At 36.1% G+C, this 17,587-nt stretch carries 14 protein-coding genes and 1 pseudogene; 4 read left to right on the plus strand and 11 right to left on the minus strand.

Annotated features, from left to right (window positions below):
* Positions 1-42: 42 nt before the first annotated feature.
* Together PHX18_06675 and PHX18_06680 are read left to right on the plus strand one after the other, a co-directional pair.
* Positions 43-1,269, plus strand: coding sequence for a methionine gamma-lyase family protein (locus PHX18_06675; GenBank protein MDD3594294.1), 1,227 nt, complete (start codon positions 43-45; stop codon positions 1,267-1,269).
* Positions 1,270-1,430: 161 nt separating this feature from the next.
* Positions 1,431-2,150: a prepilin-type N-terminal cleavage/methylation domain-containing protein gene (locus tag PHX18_06680; GenBank protein ID MDD3594295.1), complete on the plus strand. Its 720-nt coding sequence runs from the start codon at positions 1,431-1,433 to the stop codon at positions 2,148-2,150.
* A gap of 67 nt (positions 2,151-2,217) precedes the next feature.
* Here PHX18_06680 and rpoD read toward each other — a convergent pair.
* From rpoD to PHX18_06735, 11 genes and pseudogenes are all read right to left on the minus strand, one after another.
* A pseudogene (gene rpoD / locus PHX18_06685) lies at positions 2,218-3,120 on the minus strand (RNA polymerase sigma factor RpoD).
* Positions 3,121-3,293: 173 nt separating this feature from the next.
* Positions 3,294-5,156 carry a DNA primase gene (gene dnaG, locus PHX18_06690; GenBank protein ID MDD3594296.1) on the minus strand — a complete coding sequence of 621 codons (1,863 nt, stop codon included), beginning with the start codon at positions 5,154-5,156 and terminating at the stop codon, positions 3,294-3,296.
* Positions 5,143-6,207, minus strand: coding sequence for a deoxyguanosinetriphosphate triphosphohydrolase (locus PHX18_06695; GenBank protein ID MDD3594297.1), 1,065 nt, complete (start codon positions 6,205-6,207; stop codon positions 5,143-5,145). Before PHX18_06695 ends, dnaG begins: the two co-directional genes overlap by 14 nt.
* Before the next feature lie 179 nt (positions 6,208-6,386).
* The gene (locus tag PHX18_06700) at positions 6,387-7,310 is read right to left on the minus strand and encodes a hypothetical protein (protein MDD3594298.1); all 924 of its coding nucleotides are present in this window, start codon (positions 7,308-7,310) and stop codon (positions 6,387-6,389) included.
* Entirely contained in the window at positions 7,294-8,244 is a 951-nt protein-coding gene (locus PHX18_06705; protein MDD3594299.1) for a hypothetical protein, read from the minus strand. Before PHX18_06705 ends, PHX18_06700 begins: the two co-directional genes overlap by 17 nt.
* Complete coding sequence (locus PHX18_06710; protein ID MDD3594300.1) at positions 8,244-9,587, minus strand: ATP-binding protein; 1,344 nt, start codon at positions 9,585-9,587, stop codon at positions 8,244-8,246. Before PHX18_06710 ends, PHX18_06705 begins: the two co-directional genes overlap by 1 nt.
* A gap of 3 nt (positions 9,588-9,590) precedes the next feature.
* Complete coding sequence (locus PHX18_06715; protein MDD3594301.1) at positions 9,591-11,291, minus strand: hypothetical protein; 1,701 nt, start codon at positions 11,289-11,291, stop codon at positions 9,591-9,593.
* 88 nt (positions 11,292-11,379) lie between these two features.
* A complete protein-coding gene (locus tag PHX18_06720) occupies positions 11,380-12,327 on the minus strand; it encodes a hypothetical protein (protein MDD3594302.1) in 948 nt (315 codons plus the stop codon).
* A complete protein-coding gene (gene holA / locus PHX18_06725) occupies positions 12,324-13,289 on the minus strand; it encodes a DNA polymerase III subunit delta (GenBank protein ID MDD3594303.1) in 966 nt (321 codons plus the stop codon). Before holA ends, PHX18_06720 begins: the two co-directional genes overlap by 4 nt.
* A 9-nt stretch (positions 13,290-13,298) precedes the next feature.
* Positions 13,299-14,258, minus strand: coding sequence for an ROK family protein (locus tag PHX18_06730; GenBank protein ID MDD3594304.1), 960 nt, complete (start codon positions 14,256-14,258; stop codon positions 13,299-13,301).
* Positions 14,259-14,325: 67 nt separating this feature from the next.
* Positions 14,326-15,063, minus strand: coding sequence for a hypothetical protein (locus PHX18_06735; GenBank protein MDD3594305.1), 738 nt, complete (start codon positions 15,061-15,063; stop codon positions 14,326-14,328).
* A 225-nt stretch (positions 15,064-15,288) separates the two neighbouring features.
* Between PHX18_06735 and PHX18_06740 the strand changes: the two genes are divergently transcribed.
* Together PHX18_06740 and PHX18_06745 are read left to right on the plus strand one after the other, a co-directional pair.
* A complete protein-coding gene (locus PHX18_06740; GenBank protein MDD3594306.1) occupies positions 15,289-16,539 on the plus strand; it encodes a serine hydroxymethyltransferase in 1,251 nt (416 codons plus the stop codon).
* The gene (locus PHX18_06745; GenBank protein MDD3594307.1) at positions 16,540-17,586 is read left to right on the plus strand and encodes an MraY family glycosyltransferase; all 1,047 of its coding nucleotides are present in this window, start codon (positions 16,540-16,542) and stop codon (positions 17,584-17,586) included. It begins immediately after the preceding gene.
* The last annotated feature ends 1 nt before the right edge of the window (position 17,587 follow it).

A 17,587-nucleotide genomic window follows, 5' to 3' on the forward strand; every position in this document is an offset into this window, starting at 1 on the left:
CGTCAAACTCTTTAGATAAGAGCCTTTTTTAATGGAAAATTTATGGATAATATTACTCAAATTATAGAAAAAGCGGAAACAGAACTATTTGATGTATTTAAAAAATACGATAAGATAAGGGATTTTAATCAGGAAAAAGTTTTAAATGCCTTTATAAAAAACAAAGTCGGGGAAGAACATTTCGCTTACGTAAGCGGCTACGGGCATGATGATATGGGCAGAGAAACTATTGATAAAGTTTTTGCCGATATATTTCAAACACAAAGCGCCATCGTGCGAAACCACTTTGTATCAGGAACTCATGCGCTCTCTTGCGTACTATTTGGGCTTTTAAGACCCGGCGATAAACTTGTTTCAGCTGCAGGCAGCCCGTACGATACAATGGAAGAAGTCATCGGCAAAAGAGGCGATACTAAAAGCAGCCTGAAAAGCTTCAATGTAGATTATGAGGAAGTACCTCTTATTGATAATAACCTGATTGACTTAAAAGCCATCGAAAAACAAGTTGATAAAAATACCACAATGGTTTTAATACAGCGCTCAAGGGGCTACAGCACAAGAAAATCGCTTGATATAGATACAATCGAAGAAATCGTAAAAATAATAAAATTCAAAAATCCTGAATGTATATGCTTTGCAGACAACTGCTACGGTGAATTTGTAGAAGACAAAGAACCCACTCAAGCGGGAGTTGATATAATTGCAGGCTCTTTAATCAAGAACCCCGGCGGGTCAATTGTAGAGTGCGGCGGATATATTGCAGGTAAAGAAGAATTAGTCAATTTAAGCGCTGCAAGACTAACCGCCCCCGGCATAGGGGCAAAAGGCGGAAGTATGCTCAATCAATCAAGATTAATACTACAGGGTGTATTTATGGCGCCCTCTATCGTTATAGATGCAATAAAAGGCGCTGTTTTGGTTTCTAAGGTTTTGCTTGATATGGGCTATAAAACTACCCCAGACCCTTTTGATAAACGAACGGATATAATCCAGGCAATAGAATTCGGCAGACCTGAACCGTTAATAGGTTTTTGCAAAGCATTACAAGCAAGCAGCCCGGTAAATTCATACCTCACCCCTATCCCTGATGAAGTTCCGGGGTACGATGACAGGCTTATTATGGCAGGCGGCAGCTTTATAGAGGGTTCAACCATCGAACTTAGCGCTGACGGTCCTTTGAGAGAGCCTTATGTAGCTTATATGCAAGGCGGTATTAACTATTCTCACGTTAAAACAGCATTAAAGAATGTGCTGAAAGAAATATTGTAATCAGGAAGCCGAGAAGTTTAGCAGCTGAGAAGCCGGAACATTAGGTGGAGAACTTAAGAGTTTGCTTTTCTCTAATGTTCTATCTTTGTAAGCAGAGGCAAACAATTCTGATATAAAAATACAACATGGTAAAAATCCTTATATTTTGATATATTTGACCTATGGACAAATATCATGCACAAAAGGATGATGCTTTCACTCTCGCTGAAGTTTTAATAACTCTTATGGTTATCGGAGTTCTTGCAGCGATTACCATTCCCAGCCTTGTTCAGTCTTTTGAAGAAAGAGCTGCAGTATCTCAACTGAGAAAAACCTATGCGGCTTTGCAACAAGCCTTTAAACTTGCAGAAAATGAAAACGGTCCGGTAGCAAGCTCTTATACCACCGTTAGTGAGTATGCAAAAGCGCTTACAAAATATCTTCCCGTTATAAAAGATTGCGGAACCCAAGCTCTAGGCTGCGCAGGAAAATACAAATTAATAAATGGAGATAACTATGTTGAATCTCAAGAATACTATAATGTAGAAGGCTATAATACTGCTTATAAAGTAGTTTTAAATGATGGGGCAGGAGTTTACATATTTTTCTCTCCCGGTTGTAATGATTCTGCCTATGGAAGCTTATACTATAAAAATAAGTCTTGCAGCCTTCTGACTGTTGGTATAAATGGAGCTAAACCTCCTAACTTGTTTGGGAAAGACATGTTCTTCTTTTGCAACACAACAGAAGGTATTGTACCAAGTGGCGGTTCCTCCACGTCGTACTGTCATATTTATCATAATGCATCTTGCAAAAACATGTCTTCAAATGGAATAGGTTGCGCGCGTTGGGTTATTGAGCGCGGTAATATGAATTATCTTCATAAAGATACAACATGGTAGGATAAGGGAAGCAGATAAAATAATGTATAAAAAACGAGGTGATAATCACCTCGTTTTTAGTTTATGTTTAGTTTTCGATATATTCTTTTAATCGTTTGCTTCTGTTTGGATGACGAAGTTTTCTTAATGCTTTTGCTTCGATTTGTCTGATTCTTTCTCTGGTTACACCAAACAGCTGTCCGACTTCTTCAAGTGTTCTTTGTCTGCCATCGTCCATACCGAATCTTAACCTTAGAACATCACGTTCTCTTGGAGATAGGCTGCCTAAAACTTCATGCAGGTCTTCCCGTAAAAGTTCATGTGCAACTGTCATTACCGGAGCATCGGCATCTTTGTCTTCGATAAAGTCGCCAAGTCTGGAGTCTTCTTCTTTACCGATAGGAATTTCAAGGCTAAGCGGCTCTTGAGCTACTTTAATAATTTCTCTTAGTTTATTAATAGTAATACCCATTGCTTCTGAAAGTTCTTCTTCAGACGGCTTCCTGCTTAAATCCTGTGCCAGTTTTCTTGTAACTTTTTTAAGTTTGTTGATTGTTTCAACCATGTGAACAGGAATTCTGATAGTCCTTGCCTGGTCTGCAATTGCTCTTGTAATTGCCTGTCTTATCCACCAGGTGGCATAAGTGGAAAACTTATAGCCCCTTTCATGGTCAAATTTCTCTGCTGCTCTAATTAAGCCCAAATTGCCTTCTTGTATCAGGTCAAGGAAAAGCATTCCTCTGCCTACGTATTTTTTTGCGATTGAAACAACAAGTCTTAAGTTCGCCTGAACAAGCTTCCTTTTAGCGATTTCACCGACCTTGCCGCCTGCTACGATTTTTTTGGCATAGTCAACTTCCTGGTCGCCGCTTAAAAGCTTAATGCGGCCTATTTCCCGTAAGTACATCCTTACAGGGTCATCCACCGCTACACCTCGTGGAATAGAAATGTCATTAGTTTCAATTTCTTCCTCTTCAACATCAGATTTTATGAAAACACTGTCAGGTTCAATCATACCTACAGCGGTAGTTCTTGAATAGATGTTAGAAATCTCCTCCTCATCCGACCCCAGAATATCATCCATATTATCATTTTCCACAAATTCATCTGAATTGATGTCGTCGTTGTTACCTTTTCTTTTCGCCATTATTTTTTACTCCGATCTTATCTTCTTTTCAACTGTTCCATTACTTTTTGCTGAAGTTCAAGCGCCAGTTTATCATCGTCATTAACATTGTGATAGCTTGATTCCAGTTTTTTTGTAGTATTTTTATTTATTAATTTATTTATACTTAGAATATTTTCGTATATATAATCGTCTAACAAATCATTGTCCGGTAATTCTACTTTGTCATCAATAGAATAAATTATATCTGCCAATTCTTTTTTTACCTCTGTTGAATCCTCAAACTCTGTCATCAACAACTTAATTAATTCATCAACATCAGCAATATCTGTAGATAATTTTTCCACCGTTTCCTTAATTTGCAACAGATTTACATCTGTAAAATTTGCCTCCTTAATTTTTTCTGCCAACCATGATACTGGTATTTTATTGCTATTTATAAAATACAAGCTCAATAAATTTTTTTGACACATTATTAATTTATTTGAAGAAATTGTTACATTCCCTGAGATTGATTTAGCAGCAGAGGTTATAACACCACTTACAAGCCTAATCTCTTGATACAAAACGGTTTTATCTATATCAAGCTTCAAAGAAACCCTGTTTATATACTCTTCAAAGATTATTCTGTTTTTAATTTGGACTAAAATCGGGGCAATATCTTTAACTATCTGCAATTTTTCTTGAGGAGTAGGTGTTTTACCGCCAAAATCCAACACGGAATTAATTTGAAAATCAATCAAAAGCGGAGCATTTTCTATGCATTCCCTGTAAACTTCACCGCCGTTTTCTCTTATAAATTCATCCGGGTCTTTGCTTGAATTCGTCTGCACAACTCTGATTTCACAGGCATATTCGTTTTTAATATTAGTTTTGGCAAAGCTCGTATCAAACTGTTTAATATCACCTAACGGAGAAAATGCCTCTTTAACAAGTTCCGCACTTCTTTGTGTAGCTTTAACTCCTGCACTGTCGCTGTCAAACGCCAAATATATACGTTTGGAATCAGTGTATTTGCTAAGCACTTTAATATGTCCTTCGGTAAGGCTTGTACCGCAAGAAGCTACAGCATTTGTAATTCCGTTAGAATGGGCGGTTATAACGTCAAAATAGCCTTCCATTATAACAACGCTGTCATTCTGCCTGATGGATTCTTTTGCCTGATAAAGCCCGTAAAGGGTACGGCTTTTGTTGTAAACAATCGTTTCCTGTGAGTTCAAATACTTAGGTGCATTTTCATTATTGAAAATCCTGGCTCCAAATGCCACTATATTGCCTTTTTCATCAGCTATCGGAATTATTATACGGTTTTTAAATTTGTCCACATACCCCTTGCCATCGCTGCGTTTTGCCGTTAACCCCGCTTTTTCAAGCAACTCTGCGTCAAACCCTTCATCAACAGTCAAATAGTTGTATAAAGCATCATATTTATCAGGCGCAACACCAAGCATAAAAGTATCAAGCGTTCCTTTTTCAAAACGGCGCTTTTCTAAATATTCAAAGGCTTTAGATGTATTATCAAGATTGTGTACATAAAAATCTTTTGCAACAGAATTAGCTTTTAAAATAAGTTTCTTTGTTTCCGCGCCTTCTCCCGTATTATCGCTAAAGTCAAGCTCAATACCGTATTTCACTGCCAAATCTGCCATAACCTCCATAAAAGATTGGTTATTATGTTGCATTAAAAAACTTATGGCATCACCGCCAACGCCGCAGCCAAAGCATTTAAAAATCCCTTTTTCGGCATTTACGGAGAAAGAGGGTGTTTTTTCACCATGAAAAGGACATAAACCCCAGTAATTACGCCCGTTTTTCTTCAGAGTAACATAGTCTGATATTATTTCGATAATATCAATACGGTCTTTTATTTCTTCTATTGCTCTGTTTTTAGTTACTGCCATTGCTGCCTTTCAAGCTTTCTGCCGCCAATTTGTACAAAAATGAATCATCATCAGGTTCCGGTGAATTAGAAGGGATAAAAAATCGCTTATATTTCTTAAGTGCATAACGGTCTGTCATGCCGGCAATATAATCGGCTGCCACTTGTTCTAATCTTGTATCTTCTCCTAAAGAAGCGTACTGTGCCTGTAGTTTAAGCAAGTAGATATGGAAAAGGTCATGGAGAATTTTCTTTGCTTTGTCTTCTTCTTTTTTTGCACTTGAACCTACATACACATTATTGAACATCCAGCTTCTTAATTCTTTCATATTATCGGTGCATTTTTCGCTCATTAAGATAGTATCTTTGTTAAAAGAATTTTCTATAATATCAAGCACCATTTTAGAAATTCGGGTACGGTTTGATGTTCCCAAAAAATCCAAACAAGCACGGGGAATATCTTTTAATTGTATAACCCCAGCCCTTAGCGCGTCATCTATATCATGGTTTAAATAAGCTATCCGGTCTGATGCTTTAACAACCTGACCTTCAAGCGTAAAAGGGAGGGGTTGTCCCGTATGATGTGCTATGCCGTCAATAGTTTCTCTTGTTAAATTCAAATCTTCTATGTAAGTTACAACCCTTACGCTTTGTTCATTATGCCTAAAACCGCCTTTCAGCAAAGAGTTAAGTACCTCCTCGCCTGTATGTCCAAACGGCGTATGCCCTAAATCATGTCCGAGCGCTATTGCTTCCGTCAAATCTTCGTTCAAACGCAACGCTCTTGATATAGTGCGGGCAATTTGCGCCACTTCAAGAGTGTGTGTAAGTCTTGTTCTGTAATGATCTCCCTCGGGAGACAGGAAGACCTGGGTTTTATGTTTTAATCTTCTAAAAGCTTTGCTGTGTAAAATACGGTCTTTATCACGCTGAAAAACCGTTCTTAAAGCACATTCCTCTTCAGGATAAACTCGACCTAAAGAATTGGCGCTGCGGCAGGCGTAGTTTGATAAAAACTTCTCCTCAACTGCCTCGTAATCTGCCTTTATATTATCTATGCAAAATGTATTCACTCGACTTCCTAAAAAGAATATGTTCAAATATACAAAAAGAATGTAATTAATTATAGCCTAAAAGCTACAACCTAAAAAGCACCTCTATTATGAAGCTTTCCACGTAAATATTTTTTTAAACGTCAACTTTACAATTATTTACAAAATTGATAAACATAGTTTCTATCTTTGATGATAAATCAACCAATCATGCCTGTAATGCTGTTATCTTTAATCTTGTTTATTTCATACTCTAAATCAGGGTCATATTTTTTCCGGTAAATTTCATACTGAGTTCTTTGCCCTTCACTCGCAAACCCCAAATATATCTCGTCAATGCAAGAGTCTACATAATTATCTTCCATTTTATCAAATTTTTTATCAGAACCATTAACAAAATTAGCATCAATTATTTGAACTCTATGGGGCTGCAATGCAATAGAATCAAGCTTAGCAGCATTAGATGCGCTAAATATTATAGTAGTGTGATAATCTTGGGAACAAGAAGATAGTATATCTTTTAAAGCAGCTATAACATAAGGTTTGGAAAGAATAGGATTTAAGAGAGTATCAAAATTCTTTATATGAAGTAAAGTTCTTTCGCGTGTTTTTTGAAACATAGATTCGTAAAACTCTAATGTTTCAAGAATATCTTCGTCTTTATCAATTTCTACAAATCTGCAATTGGAGTTTTTAGCAGTCCATTCTATTAATTCTTCGTTTAGTTTTTCATTTTCACCCTCTATCATTATGGAATTAGGAATTAATGTATTATGATTTTCTTTAGCAAGTTGGATTGGGTCACAAAATATTGGTGTCAGGAATTTATTTTTTAGAAATAAATTATTTTTTTCTCTCGATACACTATTTTCTTTAGTTATTATAGAATTATTATTTTCTATTCTTTTTTTATTTTCTTTTTCCTCCAATAAATCAAATTTTAGATTATGATAGTCAATATCTCTGCCGGAGTTTGCACCATCAAACTTCTTAATAGTCGATATAAAAACATCATCAGGCAAATCCATCATGTTTTTTACTCTTTCAACAAACCATTCGCTATAAACATCAGAAGGGTACTTCCTTGCAGAAAAAGACACATTGTTATTAAAAGTAACTTGCATTTTTGTCTCCTTTCATAATTTTTTCCTTAATATTTTTATATAAAATACTCCCAACTGCACCGAAAACAATAAAAGACAAAACAGCAAAAGTCTTTCTTGGAGTATTTTTCAATATTGTTTTCAATTCTTTGGATAATTTATCAAGGTTATTTTTAGTTGACTCCATAGAACCTATAAAAGCACTGTCAAATTCAGGGGTTATTATTGTAACTCTATGAGGTTGAATAGCAATATAATCAAGTTTAGAAGAATCTTTTGTGCTAAAGATAAGTGTGGAATGGTAGTCTGTAGCACACCAAGACATGATATCCTTCATAGTAGCTATAATATGCGGTTTGCTAAGAGCAGGATTGATAGAATCTTCTAAATTCGGTACGTGTAAAAGAGTTCTTGTTCTATTTTTCTTAAAAATTTCTTCAGCTTTTTCCAGTTGATTCACAATATCATCTTTGAAAATATCAACAGTTTCATAGTTACAAGCTGTTTTTTCTTTAATCCAATTAATTAAATACCTATTTACAGAAGATTCTTTACTTTCTATCATAATACAATTTGGAAAAAGACATTTCTGCCCATATGTTTTTTCTAAAGTAATAGGGTCTAAAAATACGGAATACAAACGATCAAAAACAGCTTCAACCTTGGATAATTTTTGTTGAAAATCTTTTTTTAAACTGTTCTCAAGGGCAGATAATTTTTTAAACTCAGGATTAGTAACCTTGGGATTAGAAGAAAAATAAGCTAACGCACTTCCTCCCAGTCCGGTAAGTGTTGTAGCCAATGTAGTACCTGTGTCCCAAAATTCTTTTTGTGTAATTGAAGGTCTATTTATAAATATTTTTGAACTACTGTTATTAGCAGAAGTATCGCAATAAACATTTTTTATCGGTCGAAAATCGCTATAAATAGATGGTATTGGGTTAATTACCGGCATTAAAATACTTCTCCTGATAATTCATTAATCATTAATGTTGCAGTGTCCTCTTTAAAATCTTTTATTATACCTGCGTCTATGGCAGGTTTTATTTTATTGCTGTTATTCTTTATAAATTCTATCACATCACCGGTAGTTAGTAATGTTTGTTTAGAACGATATGCTGCTTCACAAATATTCCTAATTTGAGAATTGCTATAGTAGCCATTATTTTGGTCATTTAATTCTTTTATTATCGCATCATAATCAATAGGTTGGGCACTATATCTTTGCAAATAATGATGCAAAACGAGTTTCATAATGTTATCATCAGGAGGGTCAACTGCTATTCTTACAGGAAAAATTTCCTTGTCTTTCATATCTAGGTTTATATTTCTGGGGAAATTTGATGTCGCGAAAACAGTGCAGTGATATTTTACAGAACAAGTTTTAAGAAAATCAGTAAAAAAGCGGATGAAATTTGAATCTTTATCGTAATTATCATTTATAATTCTATCTATTTCTTCTATCAATAAAATAGATCTTTTCCCCGTTGCTTGAAAGTTCTTTTCTGACCCTTCAGCCTTTTGCATAAGCCTTTCAATGAATTTTTCCTTTAATTTATTAACCTCTGAATCCAAAGAACACCTTACGGTAAGAAGAGTACAACCTGTTTCATCCGCAAAAGCCTTGGCAAAAGTTGACTTGCCATTCCCGGTAGGCCCAAAGAACAATACGCTTCCATAAATATCCTGAGGTTCTCCTTCTTGTTCAAGCCTGATTTTTTCTACAAAATATTTGGAAAAGATTTTTTTGATATTATCATAACCTGCTATTCGCTCAAAACCAAAACTTGAATTTGCAGCTGATAAATTATTTTGGTTAAATGAAGCTTTTTTCAATCTCTCTATTTCCATTGATTTTTCTTTTTTTAAAATATCTGCTAAAAGGCATTCCATTTTTTTTGTAGCTAAATTAATTCCTTCTTCTACTTCTTCATTTTTTTTAGCTTTTTGGTTCACACAGCGATGCTTAATTCTATATATTATTAATTCTTTAGCTACAGGAAATTGTTTATCAATAAATTTTTGCCAAACAGTTCTTTTGTCCAAGATTTCTTGATATTCTTTATTAACACCATCCAAGGCTAAGTCTTTCTGTGATTCAAAAGAATCAAAAACTTCCTTGCTGGTACTTTTACGCAATAAACCAAGTTCTTTGATAAAATCATCTATTGTTGTCAATATGTCTTGTTCTTTGTGTTCATTCTTATTCACATCAACTATACTGATACCACGAAAAGAATTGTTATTAGCTTTCGCCAAAAAATCAGATTTAATTGTTCCATTAAAGTAAATATCCATAAACTACTCCATGTTGGTATTAATGATTGTTACGCGGTGGGGCTTCAGTGCAATATAATCGAGTTTAGAAGCATCTTGTGCTTGAAAGATAATATTGGAATGATAATCTTTAGCGCAAGAAGACATTATATCCTTTAAATGACCTATTATAGCGGGTGTTGATAATTCAGGGTTTAATAAAATATCAAGTCCTTTTATGTAAAAAAGAGTTCTTTTTTTATTCTTTTGATAATTCTTTTCAGCAGTTTCAAGAAAAGTCAACATATCATCAGATGCATCTAGTTGAATAAAATTACATACAGTATTCTCTCCTAACCACTTGATTAAATCTTCATTTATTTGAGCATTAAAGCCTTCAAACATTATACAATTAGGCATAACAACTTTTTCACCCATTTGTTCCAATTTAATAGGATCACATAATATTGGAAGAAGGTCATTTTCTTTTATTTTTTCTTTATGCTGATTTATTTTATTTAACTTTTTTGTTTCAAAAGATTGATTGGCAGTTCTTATCGATGTATCAAGCTGGTCCATAATACTTTTTATAGCATCAGAAAGATTTCTGATAGATTCTTTGGATTTGTAATTATTGATAATATCTGCAGAAGGAGATGTCAATTGCATTAATTCAGAATATTTAATTTCTCTAATAAACGGTTTGAAATCTTCAGGGCTATTATTGATTAAATTTTCTATTTTTGCTTTTTGCTCAAGAACCTGTTGATTCGCACCTTGGGTGACTAACCTGTCTGCCATTGAAAAAGCCGCTGTCATAAGTATGGAATCTTTTATTATTTCAATTTTTTGTTCTTTTGTAAGATATTTACTATTTATACGTACTTCAATGTATCTTGTTGTTAAATTAATCAAAAACATGCCTAAACAAGAATCAATGCCATTTTCATGAATTAAATCATACAATTCACCGACTAAGCTGGCACTAGAAGAATCAACTCCTGCTAATAAAGAAGAAACTGACTCGAAACTTGTTAAATCTCCTATTAAATCGTTCCCATAATGAATCATTCCTGCAGAAGCTCCATAAGTAAGAGCTTCACCAAACTGATTTTTAAGCGTCATTCTACCTTGGTTAACTCTTTTGACAAATCCCCAACCGATTCTTTCCGTTATATAAGCACTAAGAGCGCCATTGACAAATCTTACAGCACCGGATATTGCAGCATTAGATGTTCCACCGGTAAGGGTGGTAGTCCCCGTTCCTGCTGAAGCGCCATGTGCGGCTATACCTGCTGTACTGGTAATCATTTTTGATAATCCAACTCCAACTGAAGCCCCGGAAAAAAAAGACGTTGTTCCATATACAACAGAGGCTTGTTTCGAAACTTTAAGCTCATCTGCCAGTAGATATAGCATAAAACCCTGCACTCCTCTCAGTGCAAAAGCATCCATCGAGCAAGCATTGGCTTCTTCTGCAGCGGCAGAAATTGCAGCACAAGCTAATGTTGTGCCATGTATTATACCCCGACAATGTGCTTTTTCAGGAAAATCTCTTCCACAAAAAGAAATATTATTGCCTGGATTAAAACTCATTTGTGAGAATTGATATTTATCAACATTGCAATTATAACAATACTTAGTACCAATAGCGGAATTTTTGAACTTTATTTCATCCGTACTAAAGCCTAACGGAAATAATTCTTTTTTATTACTCTGACATGTTTTTATTTTTTGTATTTGCACGAAAAAATCCAATACATTTCATTAATATTTATATTATTTATAAAATAAATATTTTTTGATATTTTATACCAATTAGGTTTATAAAATTTTACATAAAATTGATAAACATAGTTTCTAAAACGCTGTCTGGGTTAACATAGCTGTTTAATTGAAGTTTTGCGGTTTCAATCGCTTGAATAAGGGCGGTAAGTTTCCTTGAATAAGTTAAATCATTGTGCAAAGTTTGAACAAATCTGCGCTGCAGCATATCCAAAATTCTGACAAGCGGGATTTCATGCATCTTTGATAAGCTCATTACTTTTTCTGCTAAATAAATTGCCTCAAGCTCGTTTTTGGGCGGAAAATCTGCCAATATTTCATCTGCAAGGCTGCTATCGGGAAGCGCACAGCCGTTAGATGAAATATGCACCTGCGCACAGCGCGAAACAATTGTAGGCAGCATATCTTCCGTAGATTTTGTCAAAAAGAAAAAAGTTATATTTGAATTAGGCTCTTCAATGGTTTTTAGCAGAGTATTAGCTGTTGTCCCGGGCAGAGTCATATAATCAAGCGGCACAGGATGCCAAAATCGTTCTTTAACTTCGCCGCTCAGCGCAGGTTCAGGAACGTTAAATAATTTTCTCATATTTTCCGAAAGCGCCTGATATTCATTACCTTCCTTAGCTGAAGTGAAAATTATCACACGGTGAAATTCTGAGGATTTGGATAGTTCTTTATTTAAAAACCTCGCCTGCTCGACAGTGATAACCGTCTTGGGCTTAGAATCCTTGTTTACCTCATAAAAATCCACGGGTGAAACCGTTATCACGGCGGGATGCCTGTTGGCATTTACCCATTGACAGTTGAGGCAATCGCATTTGTCTGTTTTATCACCCGTACAATTAAGCATACGCGCAATATTAAGCGCAAAAGCGTACTGCGCAAAAGAATTATTACCGGTAAAAAGGTACGCATGGGAAAGTTTGTTCTTCAGAAAAGCTCTTTCAAAAAAATCCGATGCGGCTTTAAATTTTGTTTTCAAGGCTTCATCTATCATAATACAAGAGCCGTTTCTAACGCTAAATTCGGCTGCGTTTTTCCCGTCTTCATATCAAATTCCGCCTGATTCAGGCGTTTTCTTAAATTAACGAGTTCATCTTTGCTTGTTCTGTTGAGCTTTTCGAGTTCTTTTTGAACAAAGAACGGATGCGCACCTATTATTTTAGCTGTTTCCGCAGGTGAATTTTGTCTTGCTTCAAGCTTCATTCTAAGCCATCTTTTAGAAATTGTCTGGAAGAGAGCAATAATTTTTTGAGCAGGCTCTTTTGACAAAATTTTATTCAGTTCAACAAGCATATTATATTTATCGTTTTGAAGCCATAAATCAAGCACCCTGAACACATTCTCATTATTTTGGCAAATCTGCTTTACAGCTGTTTCCGTAATCTCTTTTTCGGGATAAATAAAAGTTTGAAGTTTTTCAAGCTCACTGTCTAAAGTCCTAAGCTCACAGCCTGCAAGCTGTTGAAGAAGGTTAGCGGCATTTTTTGAAATGATAACCTTTTTTTCTTTAGCTGTTTTTATAATCCGGTCAGAAATTTTATCGGTTTCATAAGGTTTAAATGCTTTATACTCAATGACTTCACCAATTTGTTTAATAAGTTTAAAAAGTTTTTTCGCAGAATCCGCCTTCTTACCTGAATCGCGTTCAAATTCACTTACAAAAACCACATGCAAAGCTTCTCCGAGGTTTTGCAAGTCCTCACACAAACGGTTAAGACTTTTTTCATCCTCTGTTTTACCCCTTGTAAAAAGAGTTTTAGTGTGGATTTCCACCAAAAGATTTCCAAACATCATCGGGGTAGTTTCGATATTTTCTATGATGAGCTTCATATCATCGGTGTGCAAAACCCTGTGTGAGATAGACCCAAAATCATCAGTCAGAATTTGTTTGCGAAGTCCGTGCAAACAAAGTTCAATATCGTAATTTTCATCACCGGTTATAAGCTTAACAGGCATTTTAACTACCTATTTTTGTTCCACTAAAATACTTGCACCTACAACCCCTGCGCTTTCACCGAGTTGAGCCGGTACAATTTCCACAGCGTTTGCAGATGTCGGGATGCATCTTTTCCTGATAATTTCACGTATCGGATTTAAAAGCAAATCTCCCGCCTGACCTACTCCGCCACCTACTATAATTCTTTCAGGGTTCAAGAGGTTAACTACACTTACCAGCGCACTGCCAAGATACTCGCCTACGATGGTAAATATTCTTATTGCCACGGCATCACCCTGTTTTGCAGCTTCATAAACCATATAGGGCGTAAGTTCATTGCCTGCGGCTATTTCTTTGTATTTTGTAGATTTGCCGCCTGCAATATATTCTTTTGCCATTTTTACAATGCTCGGCCCTGACGCGTAAGCTTCTAAACAGCCTGTAGAGCCGCATCCACAAATAGCTCCGTCATTGCGCTCTACCATTACATGACCGATTTCGCCTGCTGACATGCTTGCTCCGCGCACCAGCTGCCCGTTTAGAACTATACCTGAACCTACACCTGTTCCTACGGTCAAACAAATAAGATTTTTGCAGCCGATACCGGCACCGAAGTTCAATTCGCCCAAAGTTGCAACTCTTACATCATTATCCATTTTTACAGGCACATTAAACTCTTTTTGTACCATTTTTGCTAAAGGAACATCAATCCACCCCGGGACATTAGGCAATATTCTCACAATACCGTTAACCGAGTCAATTTGTCCCGGCAGACCAAAACCTATACCCCCTATTGATGCAACAGGGTTATTAGATTCTTTAAGCGACTCTCTGATAGTAGTAATAATATTATTGATACTGTATTCATAACCCATTTCCGCACGGGTTGGCACACTATTGGAATAAGCAATATGCCCCTTTTCATCAATCAAAGCTATTTTTACGTTGGTACCGCCAATATCCACACCGATATTGTATTTTTTTGCCATCTTAATTCCTCACTCAAAAATCCTCTATGAGATAATACTATCATAAATAATAGTTTAATAGGAAGTACTAAACTTTGTTAATTGTAGAGCTGATATTTGCTTCTTTAACAAAATTTTCCACTATAGAACCCGCTCTTGATTTAAAAATATCAAATAAAGTTTCATCAGCTACACTGCTTCCGTTATTTGCCGAAAAAAGCTTATCCATGAATTCGCCCTGTTTATTTTTATAAGGCAAATTATTATTTTTACAGGACTGAACAAGTTTTTCTATCTTCATACCCAAGAGGTCTAACATATCTGATACAAAGCCATTACCATGTCTTAGCGCCTCTCCGTCGTCGGCAAGCCTGCTTGAAACTTTGTCAAACAGTTTGGTCAATCTTTTTTCATCCCCGATAATTTCCTGTGCTGCAGCAACAAATCCTTCTGTCCTTGTTTTATCACCGGCGTATTTTTTGAGTAAATTATTGGTAAAATCATTGTAAGAATCGGGATTAAGCTTCGTTGAGATATATTCCTTAAGCTTGTTAGTCAATTCTTCCGACCTCAAAATCTTGCGTGCTTCACGTTTGACAGGGTTAAATAAATTATTTCTGTGAGCCAGATATAATCCTGTTAATGCAAAACTTGCCACTGTAAAGAATTTTGTCCAATAAGCGCTGTTTGTACGTTTTTTAGGGGTATAATAATCTTCTTTTTCATTTATAGCAAAAGAGTTAACCGGCATCTTGCTTATATCATAAGCCATAAGCCTGTTACTTGCCTTAAATCCCGTATTAAAATCAGCTGCATGTATCATCATAGTTAAACTCTTTTCTTATGTTAATATTAAACGAGTGAAGCTGTTTTTTTACTACTCACAAGGCTAATTGTTAACAATTTTTAACAAAAGCACTGTTTTATTTTACCAACAATTTAAGTATACACCTATTGGCTTAAAAGACTATAGTCAGAGAAATTTTCAAGTTCATTAAACCTTTTTCCCTGTAGCATATATAATAGAGGTAAGGAAATAGAGGAGAATAACATGGAATTAGATATAATAAAAAAAACTGACAGTGAAATTGCCGAACTTATTAAAGAAGAGCTGCACCGTCAGCAAAACACTATAGAACTTATAGCAAGTGAAAATTTCACAAGTGAAGCTGTTCTTGCGGCATGCGGAACGGTTTTAACCAATAAGTACGCGGAAGGAAAGCCTTATAAAAGATTTTATAACGGCTGCGAAGTAGTGGATAAAATTGAAACTATTGCGCAGGAAAGGCTAAAAAAACTTTTCGGGGTTGAACATGCTAATGTACAGCCGCACAGCGGCGCTCAGGCAAATATGGCAGTGTTTTTGTATGCCCTGAAACCCGGCGATACAATATTGGGGATGGATTTATCAAACGGCGGACACCTCACCCACGGTTCTCCGGTAAATTTTTCGGGGCTGTATTTTAACGTTGTAAGCTACGGTGTTAATGATGAAGGCTATATTGATTATGATGAACTTGAAAAACTAGCGCTTGAGCATAAGCCTAAAATGATAATTGCAGGTGCAAGCAACTACCCCAGAATAATAGATTTCAAAAAATTCAGAGAAATTGCAGACAAAGCCGGCTCTTATTTAATGGCTGATATAGCACATATCGCAGGGCTTGTAGCGACAGGGCTTCATCCCTCGCCTGTAGGTTACGCTCATTTTATCACCACTACCACACATAAAACTTTAAGAGGACCAAGGGGCGGTGTAATTATGTGCGGCGAGGAACATGCAATGGGTATAGATAAGGCTGTTTTCCCCGGTATTCAAGGCGGACCGCTGGAACACATTATCGCTGCAAAAGCAGTAGCGTTCGGCGAAGCTTTAAAACCGGAATACAAAGAATACTGCAAACAGGTTGCGGCAAATGCAAAAGTACTTGCTCAAACTCTTATTGACAACGGGTTGGAGGTAGTAAGCGGCGGCACGGATAATCATCTTCTGACTCTTGACCTCAGAAAAAGCGGTAAAACGGGTAAAGATATTGCAAATTTGCTTGAAGAAGTTCATATAACGGCAAATAAAAACACCGTTCCGAACGACCCTCAATCACCGTTTGTTACAAGCGGAGTGCGTCTGGGAACGCCTGCTGTTACAACAAGAGGGTTTGATGAGGAGGCTGTAAAAGAAGTAGGACAAATAATTGCAGATACCGTTAAATATGCGGATAATAAAGAAAAACTTGCGCAATTGGCACAAAAATCTTTAGACTTATGCAAAAAATTCCCTCTTTACCCTGAAATGAAAGCTTAGATGATGGAACTGCCCAATATTTCTTTAATTCAAATAACAGGTTTTGTAGTTGCCTTTATAATAAGCGTTTCGCTTGTTCCTTTGGTCAGGAAAATGTGCTTAAAAGAAGGATTTTATGATATTCCGGATGAGAGAAAAATACACAAAAAACCTATCCCCAGGTTAGGCGGTATAGCTATATTTTTAGGAACATTATTTTCTCTTATCACAGTAATTATTATCCAGGGCGAATACCCTTTCGGCAACAGCATAAGCGCCATTTTAGCAGGCGGTACAATTATGTTTTTGATGGGAATAGTTGACGATACCTACGGACTTAATGCCAAGTTTAAGCTTTTCATACAGATATGCTGCGCATTAATAGCTTATTTGCTGGGTGTACAAATTCTGTATGCGAATTTTCCCTTTATAGGACATGTTTACTTTGGGGTTTTGGGTCTGCCTCTGACAATTATTTGGATTGTCGGAATTTCAAATGCTATGAACTTTATTGACGGAGTCGACGGATTAGCCGGTACGGTTGGAGTTATAGGAGCTGTAACGCTTGGAACTGTTGCGCTGTTTGTAACGCCGGAACAATCGACAAGCACCTTAATATCCTTTATTTTGGCAGGTGCTTTGGCAGGCTTTTTGGTATTTAACTATAACCCTGCAAAAATATTTATGGGCGATTCAGGCTCTTTGTTTATGGGATTTTTGCTGGCTGCACTTGCCATTGTAGGCGTTATGAAATCTATTGCATTTACTATATTTTTGCCGGTTTTCATTTTGGCAGTACCCTTGTTTGATATTTGCTTTGCTACATTAAGAAGGTTAATGAAAGGCAAAAGCCCGTTCACTCCCGACGCTGAACATTTGCACCATAAACTGCTGAAAGCAGGGTTAACGCCCAATCGTACTGTTTTTGTTTTTATGCTTTTAACTGTATCAGCCGGTATTATTGCTACCTCTATGGTCGGGGCATTGCATTTATACCTGACTATAATCGTTCTGATATGTTTATTGCTTTTTATTCTGTCGATTATTTCAAAATATACACGCAGATAAT

The organism is Candidatus Gastranaerophilales bacterium (genome assembly GCA_028696075.1).
Classification (GTDB): domain Bacteria; phylum Cyanobacteriota; class Vampirovibrionia; order Gastranaerophilales; family JAILCC01; genus JAQVHS01.